Raw genomic sequence first — 17,722 nt, forward strand, 5'->3', positions numbered from 1 at the left:
AAAGGAGGAGTGAAATGATAAAAAAACGGACTATATTTTTAATTTTAGTAGCACTTATGCTTGTGGGATGTAGTAGCAATGACGAGACTTCGGTGAACGGTGATCCTAAAGCAACGACGAAAAAAATATCCACTATTAATGGAGAAATTGAAATCCCTACAAAAGTTGAGCGGCTTGTAGTGGATGCATATTTGCCAACTTCATTACTATTAGGGATAAAGCCAGTAGGTGCAACACAACGAGATTTAGACAATGTCCACATTCAAGACCAAATTGATGATATAGAAAATACAGGGGAAGGTGCAGTTGAATCTATTTTAGCTTTGAAGCCAGATTTAATTATTACAGCTGAAGCGAATGCAGAATCGTATGAAAAACTATCCAAAATAGCACCGACTGTTGTATTGCCCTATGAAACCTACCATAGTGTGGAAGAAGAAGTAAAAGGGCTTGCTGAAATTTTAGGAAAACAAGCTGAAGGAGAAGCTTGGCTGAAAATGTTTGCAGAGAAAGTCTCAGAAAATCGTGAAAAGCTAGCAAAAGTTTTAAATCCAAATGAAACGTATTCCATTTTTGGGGCATACAGCAAAGATTATTATTTATACGGTGATGGTATTTATCGTGGTGGGCAAGCAATTTATAAGCAATTGCAACTAAAGGCACCCCAAAGTATTCAAAAGGAGTTAATTGAAACTGGGGACACGTACAAGCAAGTCTCTTATGAAGTATTACCTAAATATGCGGGAGATTATATTTTCTTAGATGAATCGAATGGTGCGGAGTTAAACAGAGAAGATTCTTTGTGGAAGTCAATGGATGCAGTGAAAAATAATAATGTATTTTATTTAGATGCAGAAAGGTTTTGGGCGTTTGACCCGATTGCTGTACTTGCCCAAGTAGAAGAAGTGACAAATATGCTGTTAGAAAAGAAAAAGAGTGAAAAATAAAAGATGAAATGAGGAATGCCGAATATGACGATAGAAATGTATGATGTAACGATTGTTGGTGGGGGACCCGCAGGTCTTTATACATCTTTTTATAGTGGGATGCGCGACTTAAAGACAAAAATTATAGAATATAGCTCTCAGCTTGGTGGTCGAATGTTAATTTATCCTGAAAAGATGATTTGGGATGTAGGTGCTGTAACACCAATATTAGGTGGACAGCTAATTGAACAATTAGTTGAACAGGCAAAAACATTTGATCCAACGATAGTATTAAATCAAAAAGTTGAAAAATTAGAAAAGCAAAGTGATGGGACATTTATGTTAACGTCCTCAACAGGCGAGAAACACTATTCAAAAACGGTCATTTTAGCAGTTGGATATGGAGTACTTTCTATGCAAAAGCTCGAGATAGCTGGAGTAGATCGCTATGAGGTGACAAATTTATATTACACAGTACAGGAATTAGAAATTTTCCGAGATAAGCATGTTTTAATTTCTGGTGGTGGTAATTCTGCTGTAGATTGGGCAAATGAGCTAGAGCCAATTGCTGCTAGTGTAACAATTGTTCATCGACGTGATGAATTTGGTGGTCATGAAAAAAATGTTATAAAAATGCGCGAATCCTCTGTAACTATAAAGACACCTTACGAAGTGGTGCAATTGCATGGAGATGGTGATTTAATACAGTCCGTGTCAATCGCCAATAAAGAAACAGACGAAGTCGAACAATTAGAAGTGGATGCAGTCATCGTTAATCATGGCTTAAAATGTGATTATGGCGCACTTGAAGAGTGGGGCTTAAATATTCAAGACGGAGTAGCTATTGTCAATGAAAAGCGTGAAACAAATATAGAAGGTGTTTATGGTGCAGGAGATTTTGTAGATCATCCTTCTAAGGTAAGATTAATAGCAGGTGCATTTACGGATGGTATTCTAGCGTTGAATAGTGCAAAGCTTTATTTAGAGCCGGATGCACCAAAAGTGGCGTACGTGTCTTCTCACAATATTCGATTCAAAGAACGAAATAAAAAAATAGGATTAGTGGATAATGACTATCGTGAAGTACGAGGTTAACTCAATAAAAATCACCATCGACTAGCAATAGTTGGTGGTGATTTTTTGGATTTGCGTTAGCTATTGGTATTATCCCTATGTTTGTAATGATTAAGTTGTTAAGTAATAAATCTAAAAACATTGAAAGTTTTTATGGTTTTGTTTTCTATTTAGTAGTAACAGTTATTTTATCTTCGATTGTTTTCTCATTTATGATAGACACTGCAATCGGAGAAGTGTTTAAATTTTTTTATAACTAATCGTTAATACATTCAAAACTATTGTCAAATGTATATTTCATATGGTAATATTGCAAAGTATGTAACGTGTACATATGTAGCCGACATATTCGGGCTATGTAAGGTACAGTTCGATAATACTCTGTTCCAGATGGTTCAGGGCGAGAGGAGAAAACGAATATGAAACAAGGAATTCATCCAGATTACAAAGAAGCAACAGTAACTTGCTCTTGTGGTAATACTTTCAAAACTGGTTCAGTAAAAGAAAACATCGTTGTCGAGTTCTGCAACGACTGTCACCCATTCTATACTGGCCGTCAAAAATTCGCGTCTGCTGATGGTCGCGTGGATCGTTTCAACAAAAAATACGGTCTTAAAAACTAATGTTAGTTTAATACCTGCCAAGCATGTGCTTGGCAGGTATTTTTTTCAGTATAATCACATATGCCTCGGCATAATTGCGTCTGGGAACGGCTTTGTGCTTGCGCAAAGAATGTCTTTAATCCGCATTCACTTCGGCCCGACAGAGGTGGGAAACAACTACTGAAAGAAGTTAAAGAAATACGTTGATGCGAGTCTTTTCAGTATCCAGCTCGACATGAAGAAAGGGAGAAGACAAAATGGCACAGCTATATTTTAAACACGGTGCAATGAACAGTGGTAAATCCATAGAAATTTTAAAAGTTGCGCATAACTATGAAGAACAACAAAAACCTGTAATGATGTTTACACCAGGCATAGATACGCGAGATGAAGTAGGCTTTATCTCAAGTCGAGTAGGCTTACGTCAACAAGCCATTCCTGTTAATGATGATACAAATATTTTTGAGCTAGTAAAAAACAATGCTGTAAAACCATACTGTGTACTTGTTGATGAAGTGCAATTTCTAAAAAAAGAACATGTTTTGCAGTTAGCATATATCGTAGATGAGTTAGATATTCCAGTTATGGGCTTCGGTCTAAAAAACGATTTCCAAAATGAGCTCTTTGAAGGCAGTCAGTACATGCTTACATATGCAGATAAAATTGAGGAAATGAAAACGATTTGCTGGTTCTGTCATAAAAAGGCGACAATGAATTTACGTGTTGATGAAAGTCGAAAGCCTGTATATACAGGTGATCAAATTCAAATTGGCGGGAATGATTCATACTATCCAGTGTGTCGTAAATGTCACGCGAATCCGCCGCTATAAGGCAAAATGCTCCAGTTGATAGAATGAAGAAAAAGTAGCATACATGCGAAGATTTCCTTATACTAAGTAGTGGAAATAATAAATGTTTATAAAAAATTCTTACGCGCTTAGCGTAATACTAATGTAGAGTTTCTCTTTTGGCCAGTTACAACAGAGCAAACTTTATAAAAAACTAAATAGAGGTGAAATCCATGTTCGATCGATTACAAGCAGTAGAGGATCGTTACGAAAGGTTAACAGAGCTTTTAAGTGATCCCGATATTGTAAATGATAGTAAAAAATTACGCGAATATTCTAAAGAACAATCAGATATCCAGGAAACTGTAGATGCATATCGTGAATATAAAAGTGTAAAAGAGCAATTAGCTGATACACGTGAAATGCTAGATAATGAAAAAGATCCTGATATGCATGAAATGGTGAAAGAAGAATTCAACCTTCTAAAAGAACAGCAAGAAGAGTTAGAAGAACGTTTACGTATTCTATTAATTCCAAAAGATCCTAATGATAATAAAAACGTTATTATGGAGATTCGCGGGGCAGCTGGTGGAGACGAAGCGAATATTTTCGCGGGTGATTTATTCCGTATGTACTCTCGTTATGCAGAGACACAAGGCTGGAAAATTGACATAATGGAAGCGACGCCAAACCCAATGGGCGGCTATAAAGAAGTTATTTTTATGATTAACGGCCAAGGCGCATATTCAAAATTCAAATTTGAAAATGGCGCACACCGTGTACAACGTGTACCTGCAACAGAATCTCAAGGGCGTATTCATACATCGACAGCGACAGTAGCTTGCTTACCTGAAGTTGAAGAAGTAGATGTGGATATTCATGAGAAAGATATCCGAGTGGATACATTCGCATCTTCTGGTGCTGGTGGTCAATCGGTAAATACAACGATGTCAGCTGTGCGTATGACCCACTTACCGACAGGTGTTGTTGTATCGATGCAGGACGAACGATCACAAATTAAAAACCGTGAAAAGGCAATGAAAATTTTGCGTGCTCGTGTTGCTGATATGTATTTGCAAGAAGCGCAAAAGGAAATCGATGCTACACGTAAATCAGCTGTAGGTTCAGGCGATCGCTCTGAGCGTATTCGCACATACAATTATCCACAAAACCGAGTTACAGACCACCGTATCGGTTTAACGATTCAAAAACTAGATCAAATCGTCGAAGGTAGACTAGACGAAATCATTGATACGCTCATTTTAGAAGAGCAAGCATCGAAGTTAGAGCGATTAAATGATGACCTATAATAATGTAATGGAGGCCCTTCAATGGGCTTCTTCTTTTTTAGTGGATAATGGTCGTGAGGAAACAGCAGCACGTATTGTCATGCAGCATATACTTGACACTAGCTATTCAGAAGTAATGTTACACCTTCAAGACGCATTAACAGCTGAACAACAAGAGAAATTTAAAGAACTTATCGAAGAGCATGCGAGTGGACGACCTGTACAGTATTGCGTCGGTAGTGAAGAATTTTATGGCCGTTCATTTATTGTCGATGATTCAGTACTAATCCCTAGACCGGAGACCGAGGAATTAGTACTTGGAACGATTAATCGTATGAACAAAATATTTGAAAATCAAAACTTGAAGCTTGCAGATATCGGTACAGGTAGTGGTGCAATTGCTCTTTCTATGAAGTTAGAATGTCCAGAGCTAACAGTCGTAGCAACTGATTTATCTGAAGCTGCTTTATCTACAGCGCGAAAAAATGCACAAAGATTAGCGGCGGATATTGATTTTCGACTAGGGGATTTAACGAAACCTCTGTCAGGTGAGAAATTTGATATCGTTTTATCAAATCCACCGTATATTGCTTTTGATGAAGCAAAAGAGATGTCAAATACTGTGCTAGAGCATGAACCACATAGTGCTCTTTTTGCAGAAGAAGACGGACTCATTTTATATAGAAAATTGGCTGAACAGCTTCCACCTCTTATGAATAAACCAGCCCTCATTGGTCTTGAAATCGGATATACACAAGGGGAACAGGTCGCTCAATTCTTTAAAAATAGTTTTCCGCAGGCTATAGTTTCGATAGAAAAAGATATAAACGGCAAGCCCCGAATGATTTTTTGTGAAATTCATGTATAAAGTATCTACTTCTTGCCCACAATGTGGAGCAAGGAGGGATTTTTATGTTAAACGAATACAAGATTATTAGATTACCAAAACAAAATATCTTTTTAGCTTTTGTAAGATTAGTAGTAATTGCGATTTCTTTACAATTATGTATTTTATATATTCCATCATTAGTAGGTTTTGCGAAAGAAGCTAGCAATCAAGAGCAAGAAAATGATTTTCGTATACGCGTGATTGCCAATAGCAATACGACACAGGATCAGCTTGAAAAGGAACAACTTGTCCAAAATTTAAAGCCGTATTTTAAGCAAGTAGTTGCAAGTGCTGGAGCTAAAATTGTGGATAACGAACAAATACATTCGTTGAAACAGGAGATTGAAGCGGAAATCAAAAAGAATTATCCACAGCTTCATACGCAGGTTGTAATTGGGGATAACTTATTTCCACCGAAGAGACATAACGCAGTAATTTATCCACAAAATTTATATCAATCGATTGTCGTGAAAATCGGTGATGCACGTGGTGATAACTGGTGGTGTAGCATATTCCCATCGATTTGTGAGCCCGATAAAGATGAACAGAAAGAAGAAATAAAAGAAGAAAAGGAACCAGTTACATTTTTTATATGGGAATGGATTAAAGGTTTTTTTGAATGAATTGTTCACAAATTCAGATAACTTATGCACAATTTTTAATAAGTTATAAACATTATGTGGATAATTCAGTAAAAACGAATAATTGAAGGAAGGTTTTAATTATGGAAACCGTTTGCAAAATTGTGGATAGAAATGCGAATAGTCAGATAAATTATGCACAGGCTGTGGATATCTTAAATGCAGGTGAGGTCGTAGCATTTCCAACAGAAACGGTTTATGGGCTTGGAGCTGTTGCAACTATTGATACAGCAGTCAAAAAGATATTTGAAGCAAAAGGTCGTCCTTCAGACAATCCGCTAATTGTCCACATTGGCACGAAAGAGGAAGTTGAACTCTATATCGAGCATATTTCAGAAGTAGCAAAAAAATGCATGGATTTATTTTGGCCAGGTCCACTCACACTTGTCATGCCTGTAAAGCCAAATGTGTTGGCAAACAGTGTGACAGCTGGTCTTACGACTGTCGGCATCCGTATGCCAGATCATCCAGTTGCACTTGACTTACTGCAACATTTAAAAAAGCCACTTGCTGCGCCGAGTGCAAATCGTAGTGGGAAGCCGAGTCCTACAGAAGCTGTACATGTTCAAGATGATTTGGAAGGGTACATACCTTATATTTTAGATGGAGGTACTACTGGGATCGGGCTCGAATCCACAGTGTTAGACGTTACACACGAACCTCCAGTAATTTTGCGTCCAGGCGGAATTACAAAAGAAATGTTAGAGGCTAAAATCGGTCCAGTACTTCAACCTTCAAAAACAGAACAGAAATTAGAGACTACTCCGAAAGCACCTGGTATGAAATATACACACTATGCACCTAACGCCCCTGTGCTATTAATTGATTGTGATTTGAAAAAAGTTCATGAGGCTGTACAGCAATTACAAAAACAAGGACATAAAGTAGCGTTACTTGCACCAGCTAGTTTTACTGACAGCAAGGCTGATTATTATTTCTCAGTAGGAGAAGCTGGTAGTAAAGAAGAAATGGGTGCAGCGTTGTATCATGCCTTAAGAGCTTGCGATAAAACAGCGGCTACAATAATCCTAGCGACTACTACATCGACTGAAGGAGTAGGAGCTGCAATTATGAACCGACTTGAGAAAGCAGCTGGCGGGAAATGGTATACTCCGTAAATAAACTACCTAGAAAATAGTATGTTAGAGGTAACTCTGGCATACTATTTTTTTGTATTAATCAGTGAGGGTATCTACTTAGACTTTTGTACTTGAGCTATAGTTGTACAAGTATAGCGAGTTTTTACCATAGTGGAAGCTGATTGTTTTTTTGATAGAGTGACTTTTAGCACCATAGTGTAAGGAAATTGTATTATGATATTACTGTATTTTCGAGCATAAAATGATAAAATATTAGAGAGCGAAGGAGTGCTTTCTTGCAGGGAATTCTTGCGGGTATAATAACGTCTGTAGATGTGATTGGCTTATATGTATTACTGCCAAATGTTAAGTATCGATTTTTTTTATCAGTATGGACAGCTGCTTTGCATATGCTTTTCCCGCTATTAGGCTTCGAATTGGGAAGCTATTTAATGCGTTTCCTCTTAGAATGGGGACAATGGATATCAAGTATTTTATTATTTTGTATGGGTTTACATTTGCTATTATTTTCGCGAAAAGATGAAAAAGTTACAATTTCACCAATACTTTTAGCCGTGACCGCAAGCCTAGATACCTTTTCAGTAAGTGTTTCATTTGGTATGCTAAACTTAGAGAAGATGGTGTTTATTATAAGTGCGGGTGTCAGTGCACTTATTTGCTCTTATGGGTCATTAGTCATTGCGCGTAAAAGTCAGACGTTACTTGGTAATAAATTTCAAATTATAACAGGTATTTTTTTTATTATTATGGGTTTCCTAGCTATCCGGCAATAGAAAAATCAGTGGAGGGTGATAAGTATGAAAATACTATTTGTTTGCACCGGCAATACTTGTCGCAGTCCTATGGCAGAGGTTATTTTAAAACATAAACGATTGGACAATGTAGAAGTTCGTTCGGCGGGCATTTATGCAATGCCAAATGCAGAAATGTCTGCTCATGCACAACAAGTATTATATGAAGCAAATATGACGCATCAGCATTTAGCAACACAATTATCAATAACTGAAATGGAGTGGGCTGATCTAATTTTAACAATGACAACAGCTCATAAAGATACAATTATTGCTAATTTTCCAATTGCTGAACAAAAAGTTTTTACTTTAAAAGAATATACAAGCGAAGTTAGTGGCGGAAATGTTGTAGATCCTTACGGTGGTAGTATAGGAATTTATAAAGAAACATTTGCAGAATTAACAAAATTAGTAGAACGTTTAGTAAAAAAAATTAAAGAGAATTGAGGGTCGCTATGAAAAAGCAGTTTGGTTTACGATTTAAACTAGTATTATTTGTTAGTTTTCTTGCAATAATCACTTACAGTATTAGTTTTATATTTATCGAATATTTACAACCTACCTTTTTCCCAGAAATCAATCGTAAACTGTTTGAAATTTTTACTTATGTGTCAGGGATAGTATGGTCAGGCATTTTGGCTGCAGTTTTCAGTGTAATCTTAATTAAACCTTTACAGCAGCTCGAAAATTCAGCTTCCCGAGTAGCAGAAGGGAAAATTGGACAGGATGTAGAAATGCCGAAAACAAGTGATGAAATTCGTTCTGTCGCAGAGGCATTCCAACAAATGGTGTTAAACTTAAGAGGAATGGTGGAAAGCATAGATAGTAACTTCCAGCAAACTAATCAAACAATTATCCAACTATCTGATGAAGCTGCAATTGCAACAAAAAAAGCAGAGAATATTGCTTCTACAGTAAAGCATATTTCTTCTGGTGCAGAGACATCAGCAACGGCAGTCCAAGATACAGCCGAAGCAATTGAAGATGTACGAGCCCTAGCTACAGAAGTCAATAGTAGAGCAGAAGCCTCAGCAACGCAATCTAAAGAGATTCTACATAATTTAACGACAACAACAAATGCGATCGAAACGTTAGTAAATAGCATTCAACAAATTGCAGCTGGCAATAATGAGGCATTAGAAAGCATTCATCTTCTAGAGGAAAACGCCGGACAGGTAGAACGCATCATCAGCCTAGTTGGCGATATTGCAGCACAAACAAATTTACTAGCGTTAAATGCTTCTATTGAGGCAGCGCGTGCTGGAGAACATGGAAAAGGTTTTGCGGTTGTAGCGGAGGAAGTTCGTAGCTTAGCGGATGAAAGTGCGAAAGCAGTACAAGGCATTACAACCCTTATTCAATCAATGCAACAAAACGTTGAGGTTGTAGTCAAACAAATGAATCAGCAAGTGGCATTTGCGACAAAAGAAGCTGCCCGCGTATCAGAAACGACAACTGCTGTAGAAGGTATGTCTTCAAGCGTACACGAAATGGCAACAGCAATTGTAGAAATTTCTTCTTTAATCGAACAACAAATGCACAACATCGAAACAACTGCCCGCCAATCCCAAGAAGTGGCAGCCATCGCAGAAGAAACGTCAGCCGGTGCACAAGAAGTCCGCAGCGCAGCAGAAGAACAAGCATACGCAATTGAGCAAGTAGAAAAACTAGCAGAAGGCCTAAAGAAACAATCAGAAGAACTCCACAAAATGATTCAACAATTCGATAGACAAGCCTAAATGCGAAGATATTAGACTGTAGATAAACTCAGATGAGGTTTGAGTTTGCTACAGTTTTTTTTGTTGGGTTGAGGGGTTTGTATATGATGGCTTTGAAGAGCCGAACCGACGGATAAACCGCAAAATCGTGGATAGAACCGTCAAAATGATGGATAGAAAGCCGAAAATCATGGATAGAACCGTCAAAATGATGGATAGAAAGCCGAAAATCATGGATAGAACCATCAAAACGCCAGATAGAGCTTCAATCTAAAAAGAATTCACACCCCGCCACATCCACACCTAGTCACAGAATCGTTCTACACCATTAAATACTGGTAATACATAGAAAAAATACTGATATAGTATGTCCACTGTAATTGAAAAAGGAAACAAACTTTAGAAGATAGAATATTAAAACAAAATGCCGTTATCCGAATTTATCAACATGATATTCACAATATCCACAGGGAAATAGTCTTGAAAGTGAATGATTTTATGTCTGATTACAAGAAATGTTCGTCTTTTAGGAGAAATCAGCATAAAAATGCAAGAAAAATCATGTTATTCTTGGGAGAGAAGTGGTACACTAGTGTTGACTATAATTTCGAAAAGAGGGAACCCAGTGAGAATAGCAATTTCTTCTGATCACGGAGGCAATAACTTACGTCGTGAGATTATGCAGCTGTTAGATGAGCTAAATATCAGCTACGAAGATTTTGGTCCACAATCTGCGGATTCAGTAGACTATCCTGATTATGCAAAACCAGTTACTGAAGGTGTTGCTAGCGGGGAATTTGATAAAGGTATTTTAATTTGTGGTACAGGCATTGGTATGTCTATTGCTGCAAATAAAATTAAGGGGATTCGTTGTGCTTTAGTACATGATTTATTTAGTGCGAAAGCAACTCGTTGCCACAACGATTCAAATGTTTTAGCAATGGGTGAACGTGTTATTGGGCCTGGCCTTGCACGCGAAATCGCTAAAGTATGGCTTGAAACAGATTTTGAAGGTGGTCGTCATACGCGACGCGTTGAAAAAATCGCTGAACTTGAGCAATAAAAAGTAATTAAGTTTGTTAACATTTGTCATACGCTAGAAAGTTCTTCAAAGAGCTTTTTAGCTGTGGGACGTAAATAATTTAGAAATAAGGGGCTGAGCATAGTGGTTGTACAACAAATACGAACACATTTGACTCAGTTACTCAGTGAATTTGAAGAGCAGGTAACCCTACGACCGAATACTATTTTTGTCGTAGGTTGCTCGACATCTGAAGTGATTGGTCAGAAAATTGGCACAGCAGGCGCGCTTGAAATTGGAGAGGCGATTTTTGAGCCGTTGCAGGCATTTGCCAAGAGACATCAACTACATCTAGCGTTCCAAGGTTGTGAGCATATTAATCGTGCTATTACTATGGAAGCAACAACGGCAGAACGCTTTGGTTATGAACCGGTAACAGTTGTACCAGTTCGTACTGCGGGTGGCTCGATGTCCGCTTATGCGTTTACGCAATTTACAAATCCAGTTGTTGTGGAAGCTGTGCAAGCAAATGCAGGTATTGATATTGGACAAACTCTTATTGGTATGCATTTAAAGGCAGTGGCGGTACCAGTTCGTACTTCTGTGCGAATGGTAGGAGAAGCGGTTGTAACAATTGCAACAACACGTCCGAAGCTGATAGGCGGAGAGCGTGCAGTATATAAATAAAATTACCTTTGAAAACAGTGGTATACAAATAACGATTATACTTAGGAGGCTTTTTCAAACATGGCATACGAAAAATTAGCAGTACAAGACAAAGCAGTATTAGACGGAATTCTTGCGGAAAAAAAACGTCAACAGGCAAATATTGAGTTAATCGCATCAGAAAACTTTGTATCAGAAGCAGTAATGGAGGCGCAAGGTTCTGTTCTAACAAATAAATATGCTGAAGGTTATCCAGGTAAACGCTATTATGGCGGTTGTGAACACGTAGATGTTGTGGAAGATATCGCACGTGATCGTGTGAAAGAAATTTTTGGTGCAGAATATGCAAACGTACAACCACACTCTGGTGCACAAGCAAACATGGCTGTATACCACACAATTTTAGAACCAGGAGATACAGTACTTGGGATGAACCTATCTCATGGCGGCCACTTAACACACGGATCTCCTGTAAACTTCTCAGGTATTCTATATAATTTCGTTGAATATGGCGTAACAAAAGATACTCAAGTAATCGATTATGAAGATGTACGCCAAAAAGCGTTAGAGCATAAGCCAAAACTTATTGTGGCGGGTGCATCTGCATACCCACGTGAAATTGATTTCGCTAAATTCCGTGAAATTGCTGATGAAGTAGGAGCATATTTCATGGTGGATATGGCACATATCGCAGGTCTTGTAGCTACTGGTGAGCACCAATCACCAGTGCCATACGCTGATTTTGTGACATCTACAACACATAAAACATTACGTGGTCCACGTGGTGGCTTAATTCTTGCTTCGAAAGAATGGGAGCAAAAGCTTAACAAATCTGTATTCCCAGGTATCCAAGGTGGACCATTAATGCACGTAATCGCTGCAAAAGCAGTTGCATTCGGTGAAGCATTACAACCAGAATTCAAAGAGTATGCAAAACAACTTAAAGCGAATGCTAAAGCTTTAGCAGAAGTATTAATGGCAGAAGGCGTTGAAATTGTATCAGGCGGTACGGACAACCACTTATTACTTCTTAATGTGAAATCTCTTGGCTTAACAGGAAAAGTAGCGGAGCACGCACTTGATGAAGTAGGGATTACAACAAATAAAAATACAATTCCTTACGATACAGAATCTCCATTCGTAACTTCTGGTATCCGTATTGGTACACCGGCAGTAACATCTCGTGGCTTCAATGAGGAAGACATGAAAGAAGTTGGGGCAATTATTGCTACGGTTCTTAAAAATCCAGAGGATGAAGCAGTTAAAACTGAAGCGAAAGCTCGCGTAAAAGCTTTAACAGACAAACATCCATTATACGCATAATTTAATAGAAGATAAGGCTGTGATTAAAGTGGTACTTTGCACTTTAATCACAGCTTTTTTATTGGCTCTGCTGCTAGCTGCTCTCACGGACTCCCACGGAATGGAACTCAACCACATGTTGCGATAATAAGTTATTTTTCTCGAATGGAAATAAAATACTTTTATTTTTGAATTTATTTACATAAACTTAGTATAAAAGGATATAGTATATAAGAGTGAGACAATTATTGTCCTTGTGAAAAAAGGGTTTTTTTATAAAAGTGACAATTTATTGAATCTTTATGTACAATGTAAGAGGGAGGAGGGGCTATATGGTTACTAAAACGATGTCCATTGAAAATGAAATAATATTAAATACAATTCGTAGGTTAGGAGATCATTCTAAAGAAAGCTACGTTATTTTTGATGCGACAAATAATCATTGCGTATTGGAATGTAATGATTCTTTTTGTACGCTGACAAATACTACACGTTCGCAAATAATAAATAGCGATTATTTTGCATGGTTGTCAAACGAAGAACAGATAACTGTTGATAAGATTAAACAAAAATTACATAGTGGAGTTTTGGTACAAGCAAAATTGCACCATAGTTGCTTCGATAAACCTCTTTTTTGGGCAGAGGTACAAGCACTCCCATTTCAAAATAATAAAGATGAAACATTATTTGTTTTAGTACTTGTGAAGGATGTTACGTATTTTCACAACGAAGAGTTTTTAATGCGCCTTGAGAATGCTATGTACGAAGCGATTGAAAAGGACAATTCCTTTGATAAAAAGATGAGCATTGTTTGCAGTGGTTTAGATGAATTTTTTATGCCGAATATATTAAGTATGGTACTTGTCAAAACGGAGGCAAATCAATTACAGATTTTTAGAGGGAACGATAAAACAAAAAGTTTACCCGATTGTTGTGAAAACAATGATTTTTTTAAGAGTGTTATGCAAGGGGAGACGTCCATTCTAGTGAAAAATTTGGATGATATTGATATTCCAATAGAATATAAAAGGTTTGCCAATTCATCTAAAAAGTCATTTGGGTGGTTTATGCCAATATACAATCAACAACAGCAAGCAATTGGATTGTTTTCTATATTGTTAGAGCGACATGGTAGTGACCAGAAGTTCTTTGAATGTATGTTTCGAAAAATCGGTGCTCTTGTTGCGTTGGCATATTCGTATGCAAAAACACAAAAAAAGATATGGGATTTAGCCTATGTCGATATCACAACGGGGCTACCGAATCGACACGGTTTTTTAAATAAGGTAGAAAAAGAGTGCAGTCGAAATGGGAACATCAAAATCTTAAAACCAAGCGAATTCCATCATATCGTCGAATTATATGGACGTGAAGCGGGAGATGAGCTGTTAAGACAAATTGCCAAACGTTTAAATGAAGAGAAGTATGAGCGTAACGAATATATTGCTAGATTTACAAGCTCTAGTTTAATCATGTCCAATGCAACAGCTAATGAAGATTTCTTCTATTATGAAAGGCGCATTAAAGAGATTATTCGTCAGCCTTTTATTATAGGTGGTAAGAACATTTATATTACGCTAAAAACGGGTATTGCTTTATATAACGATGAGATCAAAATGGCTGATGCGATTCGCTTTGCAGATAATGCTGTATCCTTTGCTACCAATAAACCGGGTACTCATACGGAAATATTTACGCAAGAAAGAAATGATGTGCTTGAACAGCAGATGACCGTGTTAAACCATTTAGCGCAGGCATTAAAGAATAAAGAAATCTCGGTAAATTTGCAGCCAAAGGTTGATTTACGAACAGGTGAAATTCATAGTATTGAAGCACTTGCTCGCTGGATTTCTCCAAAACTAGGTTTCGTGTCACCGGCAATCTTTATTCCAGTGGCAGAAAGTGCAGGAAAGGTACGCGAAATCGATGTTCAAATATTAGAGTTGGTTCTTTCATGGTTAGCAGAGCGTAAGATATTAGGGAAAAAATTAGTGAAGGTGGCAGTCAATATTTCGCCTGATCATTTTTATTATGCTAATTTTGTACAGGATACATTGGGGCTCGTTCGGAAATATGATATTGATCCAAAATATATCATTTTAGAGGTGACGGAAAATATTGGCCTAGTTGATTTTCAAACGGCTTTTTCTATTATCCAGGAATTAAAGGGCTACGGCTTTAAAACTTCGGTGGACGACTTTGGCACAGGCTTTTCATCTTTAAGTTATTTACAAAGACTGCCATTTACCGAATTGAAAATAGATCGTAGCTTTATTAATGCTATTGATGATGGTGCGACACTCGCTATTGTCCGATCCATTATTCAATTAGCATTAAACCTAGGAATGACTTCGGTCGCTGAAGGTATTGAAAATAAAGAGCAAGTTGAGATTTTACGCGCACTAGGCTGTACAGTAGGACAAGGATATTTCTATTACAAACCAATGACGATAGAACAAGTAGATGCAATACTTGATAAATAATCGCTAGCATATGTAGGAAACATTCTTGAAAAGGAGTTGTCCCAAATTTATTTTTGAGACGACTCCTTTTTTCTGTTATACTAGTTGAGATAAAAATGAATCCGAACGGTTAGGAGAGAATCCCTTTGAGCAAAGTATACGTATTTGATCATCCACTAATCCAACACAAGTTAACTTATATTCGTGATAAGAATACAGGAACTAAAGAATTTCGTGAGCTAGTAGACGAAGTGGCAACATTAATGGCATTCGAAATTACACGTGAGATGCCAGTGGAAGAAATTGAAATTGAGACACCGGTTACTGTTGCTAAGACAAAAGTACTTTCTGGTAAGAAACTTGCGATTGTACCGATTTTACGTGCAGGTATTGGCATGGTAGATGGCGTATTAAATCTAATTCCAGCTGCTAAAGTTGGTCATATCGGTCTTTATCGTGATCCAGAAACGTTAAAACCTGTAGAATACTATGCAAAACTTCCAGCAGATGTAGAAGAACGTGATTTCATCATTGTTGACCCAATGCTTGCAACTGGTGGATCAGCAGTGGAAGCGATCAACTCACTGAAAAAACGTGGTGCGAAAAGCATTAAATTCATGTGCTTAATCGCTGCGCCAGAGGGTGTAAAAGAAATTCAAGAACATCATCCAGATGTAGATATTTATATTGCTGCACTTGATGAAAAATTAAATGACCATGGCTACATTGTCCCTGGTCTAGGTGATGCAGGCGACCGCCTATTCGGTACAAAATAATACTGAACAAAATTCGATGGTATTAACAAGATTCACCAACGGAAAATAGGGATTATATTTTGTTAAAACGTATATCATGATGATAAGTTGATTGGAGTAGACTGGGCGACTCCAGGAAAGCGCCTGGTTATAATGGAAATCAACCTATGTTATGATGGTAAGCCGTAAAAATAGGTTAAGTATGTAATTTTTAGGAAACTTATAACTATAGAGAGCGTCCTTCAATATTGAAGGACGTTTCATAGTATGTTAGGCGAATTACTTCTATTAAAGTTCGACACTTGCCTCATATGACGCAAATCAATGGAAGTAAAGCACTTTTCATACAAATATAACAAAGGACGGTGCGAATCGTTTTGACGAAAAAATGGAAAGTAATGACGATTTTCGGTACGAGACCAGAGGCTATTAAAATGGCCCCACTAGTATTGGAATTACAAAAGCATCCTGAGCAAATAGAATCGATTGTGACGGTAACAGCCCAACATCGCCAAATGCTCGATCAAGTTTTAGAAACTTTTAAAATTACACCCGATTACGATTTGAATATTATGAAGGATCGTCAAACATTAATTGACGTGACGACGAATGCTTTACAAGGCTTAGACAAAGTCATGAAAGAAGCAAAACCGGATATAGTTTTAGTACATGGTGATACAGCAACGACTTTCATTGCAAGTCTAGCTGCATTTTATAACCAAATTGCTATCGGACATGTGGAAGCAGGTCTTCGAACTTGGAATAAATATTCACCATACCCAGAGGAAATGAATCGTCAGTTAACAGGTGTTATGGCTGACCTTCATTTCGCACCGACAGAAGTATCAAAGAAAAACCTTTTAGATGAAAATAAAAACCCTGATACTATCTTTGTCACTGGTAACACAGCAATCGACGCATTAGCTACAACAGTAAGTGAACATTACACACATCCTGTCTTAGACAAAATAGGCACAGACCGTATGATTTTATTAACAGCACATCGTCGTGAAAATCTAGGTGAACCTATGCGTCATATGTTCAGAGCGATTACTAGAATTTTAGCAGAGCATGAGGATGTACAAGTTGTTTATCCAGTTCATATGAATCCAGCTGTACGAGAAATAGCGAATGAAATTTTAGGAGATCATAAGCGTGTTCATTTAATTGAACCTCTTGAAGTCTTTGATTTCCATAACTTTGCGGCTAATTCTTATATGATTTTAACGGATTCTGGTGGTGTCCAAGAGGAAGCACCTTCATTAGGTAAACCAGTCCTAGTACTAAGAGATACAACAGAGCGCCCAGAAGGTATTGCAGCAGGGACTCTAAAGCTAGCAGGGACGGAAGAAGAAAATATCTATACTCTAGCTAAACAATTAATAGAAGATACAAATGCTTATGAAGCAATGTCAAAAGCGTCAAATCCTTATGGTGATGGACATGCTTGTGAGTATATTGTGAAGGCTCTTTTAGGATTTTTACAAAAAAGCAAGTAATATCCCTTTTCAGAAATGAAAAATGAGTCTAATGTACTAATTACGGTAGGCGGGCTAATTTGCGAGCATATATGTATCGCAAATTAGCTTTTTTTTGCATAAACGTTAACTGCGATTTTGAAACTATGAATTTTCATACACAAATTTGTCAACAATTTGACAAGAGTATAGTGGCTGTGAAGTTTTTCTACTTTACTAA

Annotated in this window: 17 protein-coding genes; all 17 read left to right on the top strand. The window is 37.4% G+C overall.

All coding sequences use genetic code 11. The features are described 5' to 3' along the window. The first annotated feature begins 14 nt into the window (after positions 1 to 14). The 17 genes from AC3WSO_RS03785 to wecB all read left to right on the top strand — a co-directional run bounded on the left by AC3WSO_RS03785 (position 15) and on the right by wecB (position 17,523). A complete protein-coding gene (locus AC3WSO_RS03785) occupies positions 15 to 947 on the top strand; it encodes an ABC transporter substrate-binding protein (protein WP_492528842.1) in 933 nt (310 codons plus the stop codon). Positions 948 to 971: 24 nt separating this feature from the next. After that, complete coding sequence (locus AC3WSO_RS03790; RefSeq protein WP_492528844.1) at positions 972 to 2,021, top strand: NAD(P)/FAD-dependent oxidoreductase; 1,050 nt, start codon at positions 972 to 974, stop codon at positions 2,019 to 2,021. 398 nt (positions 2,022 to 2,419) lie between these two features. Then, a complete protein-coding gene (rpmE, locus tag AC3WSO_RS03795; protein WP_010857976.1) occupies positions 2,420 to 2,623 on the top strand; it encodes a 50S ribosomal protein L31 in 204 nt (67 codons plus the stop codon). A gap of 236 nt (positions 2,624 to 2,859) precedes the next feature. After that, entirely contained in the window at positions 2,860 to 3,432 is a 573-nt protein-coding gene (locus AC3WSO_RS03800; RefSeq protein ID WP_349660643.1) for a thymidine kinase, read from the top strand. Between the two features lie 191 nt (positions 3,433 to 3,623). Continuing rightward, positions 3,624 to 4,700 carry a peptide chain release factor 1 gene (gene prfA / locus AC3WSO_RS03805; RefSeq protein WP_492411899.1) on the top strand — a complete coding sequence of 359 codons (1,077 nt, stop codon included), beginning with the start codon at positions 3,624 to 3,626 and terminating at the stop codon, positions 4,698 to 4,700. Further along, positions 4,687 to 5,547 (top strand): peptide chain release factor N(5)-glutamine methyltransferase, encoded by an 861-nt coding sequence (gene prmC / locus AC3WSO_RS03810; protein WP_492528846.1) that lies wholly within the window; start codon positions 4,687 to 4,689, stop codon positions 5,545 to 5,547. The genes prfA and prmC overlap by 14 nt, the downstream gene beginning before the upstream one ends. A 44-nt stretch (positions 5,548 to 5,591) precedes the next feature. Then, positions 5,592 to 6,191 (top strand): stage II sporulation protein R, encoded by a 600-nt coding sequence (locus tag AC3WSO_RS03815; RefSeq protein ID WP_492528848.1) that lies wholly within the window; start codon positions 5,592 to 5,594, stop codon positions 6,189 to 6,191. 101 nt (positions 6,192 to 6,292) lie between these two features. After that, the gene (locus AC3WSO_RS03820; RefSeq protein WP_492528850.1) at positions 6,293 to 7,327 is read left to right on the top strand and encodes an L-threonylcarbamoyladenylate synthase; all 1,035 of its coding nucleotides are present in this window, start codon (positions 6,293 to 6,295) and stop codon (positions 7,325 to 7,327) included. A gap of 257 nt (positions 7,328 to 7,584) precedes the next feature. Then, positions 7,585 to 8,082, top strand: a complete 498-nt coding sequence (locus AC3WSO_RS03825; protein ID WP_197139670.1) for a manganese efflux pump MntP — start codon at positions 7,585 to 7,587, stop codon at positions 8,080 to 8,082. 24 nt (positions 8,083 to 8,106) lie between these two features. Next, positions 8,107 to 8,547, top strand: a complete 441-nt coding sequence (locus AC3WSO_RS03830) for a low molecular weight protein arginine phosphatase (protein WP_492528853.1) — start codon at positions 8,107 to 8,109, stop codon at positions 8,545 to 8,547. 8 nt (positions 8,548 to 8,555) lie between these two features. Beyond that, entirely contained in the window at positions 8,556 to 9,839 is a 1,284-nt protein-coding gene (locus tag AC3WSO_RS03835) for a methyl-accepting chemotaxis protein (RefSeq protein ID WP_492528855.1), read from the top strand. A 604-nt stretch (positions 9,840 to 10,443) separates the two neighbouring features. After that, positions 10,444 to 10,881, top strand: a complete 438-nt coding sequence (rpiB, locus tag AC3WSO_RS03840) for a ribose 5-phosphate isomerase B (protein WP_079559803.1) — start codon at positions 10,444 to 10,446, stop codon at positions 10,879 to 10,881. Positions 10,882 to 10,983: 102 nt separating this feature from the next. Further along, a complete protein-coding gene (locus AC3WSO_RS03845; RefSeq protein ID WP_492528857.1) occupies positions 10,984 to 11,526 on the top strand; it encodes a TIGR01440 family protein in 543 nt (180 codons plus the stop codon). A 60-nt stretch (positions 11,527 to 11,586) separates the two neighbouring features. Next, a complete protein-coding gene (gene glyA / locus AC3WSO_RS03850; protein WP_492528859.1) occupies positions 11,587 to 12,828 on the top strand; it encodes a serine hydroxymethyltransferase in 1,242 nt (413 codons plus the stop codon). A gap of 311 nt (positions 12,829 to 13,139) precedes the next feature. Next, a complete protein-coding gene (locus AC3WSO_RS03855) occupies positions 13,140 to 15,290 on the top strand; it encodes an EAL domain-containing protein (protein WP_492528861.1) in 2,151 nt (716 codons plus the stop codon). Between the two features lie 125 nt (positions 15,291 to 15,415). Beyond that, positions 15,416 to 16,045, top strand: a complete 630-nt coding sequence (gene upp / locus AC3WSO_RS03860; protein WP_492528863.1) for a uracil phosphoribosyltransferase — start codon at positions 15,416 to 15,418, stop codon at positions 16,043 to 16,045. 356 nt (positions 16,046 to 16,401) lie between these two features. After that, the gene (gene wecB / locus AC3WSO_RS03865; protein ID WP_492528865.1) at positions 16,402 to 17,523 is read left to right on the top strand and encodes a non-hydrolyzing UDP-N-acetylglucosamine 2-epimerase; all 1,122 of its coding nucleotides are present in this window, start codon (positions 16,402 to 16,404) and stop codon (positions 17,521 to 17,523) included. The last annotated feature ends 199 nt before the right edge of the window (positions 17,524 to 17,722 follow it).

The sequence above is a fragment of the Lysinibacillus sp. EB106-09-02-XG168 genome, assembly GCF_058791475.1.

What these genes read in the sequence shown, in the direction of transcription:
- AC3WSO_RS03855 (WP_492528861.1), top strand. Translation starts at nt 13,140, where the DNA reads ATGGTTACTAAAACGATGTCCATTGAAAATGAAATAATATTAAATACA.
- AC3WSO_RS03830 (WP_492528853.1), top strand. Translation starts at nt 8,107, where the DNA reads ATGAAAATACTATTTGTTTGCACCGGCAATACTTGTCGCAGTCCTATG.
- prfA (WP_492411899.1), top strand. Translation starts at nt 3,624, where the DNA reads ATGTTCGATCGATTACAAGCAGTAGAGGATCGTTACGAAAGGTTAACA.
- AC3WSO_RS03785 (WP_492528842.1), top strand. Translation starts at nt 15, where the DNA reads ATGATAAAAAAACGGACTATATTTTTAATTTTAGTAGCACTTATGCTT.
- AC3WSO_RS03815 (WP_492528848.1), top strand. Translation starts at nt 5,592, where the DNA reads ATGTTAAACGAATACAAGATTATTAGATTACCAAAACAAAATATCTTT.
- prmC (WP_492528846.1), top strand. Translation starts at nt 4,687, where the DNA reads ATGATGACCTATAATAATGTAATGGAGGCCCTTCAATGGGCTTCTTCT.
- AC3WSO_RS03790 (WP_492528844.1), top strand. Translation starts at nt 972, where the DNA reads ATGACGATAGAAATGTATGATGTAACGATTGTTGGTGGGGGACCCGCA.
- AC3WSO_RS03835 (WP_492528855.1), top strand. Translation starts at nt 8,556, where the DNA reads ATGAAAAAGCAGTTTGGTTTACGATTTAAACTAGTATTATTTGTTAGT.
- rpmE (WP_010857976.1), top strand. Translation starts at nt 2,420, where the DNA reads ATGAAACAAGGAATTCATCCAGATTACAAAGAAGCAACAGTAACTTGC.
- AC3WSO_RS03800 (WP_349660643.1), top strand. Translation starts at nt 2,860, where the DNA reads ATGGCACAGCTATATTTTAAACACGGTGCAATGAACAGTGGTAAATCC.
- glyA (WP_492528859.1), top strand. Translation starts at nt 11,587, where the DNA reads ATGGCATACGAAAAATTAGCAGTACAAGACAAAGCAGTATTAGACGGA.
- AC3WSO_RS03820 (WP_492528850.1), top strand. Translation starts at nt 6,293, where the DNA reads ATGGAAACCGTTTGCAAAATTGTGGATAGAAATGCGAATAGTCAGATA.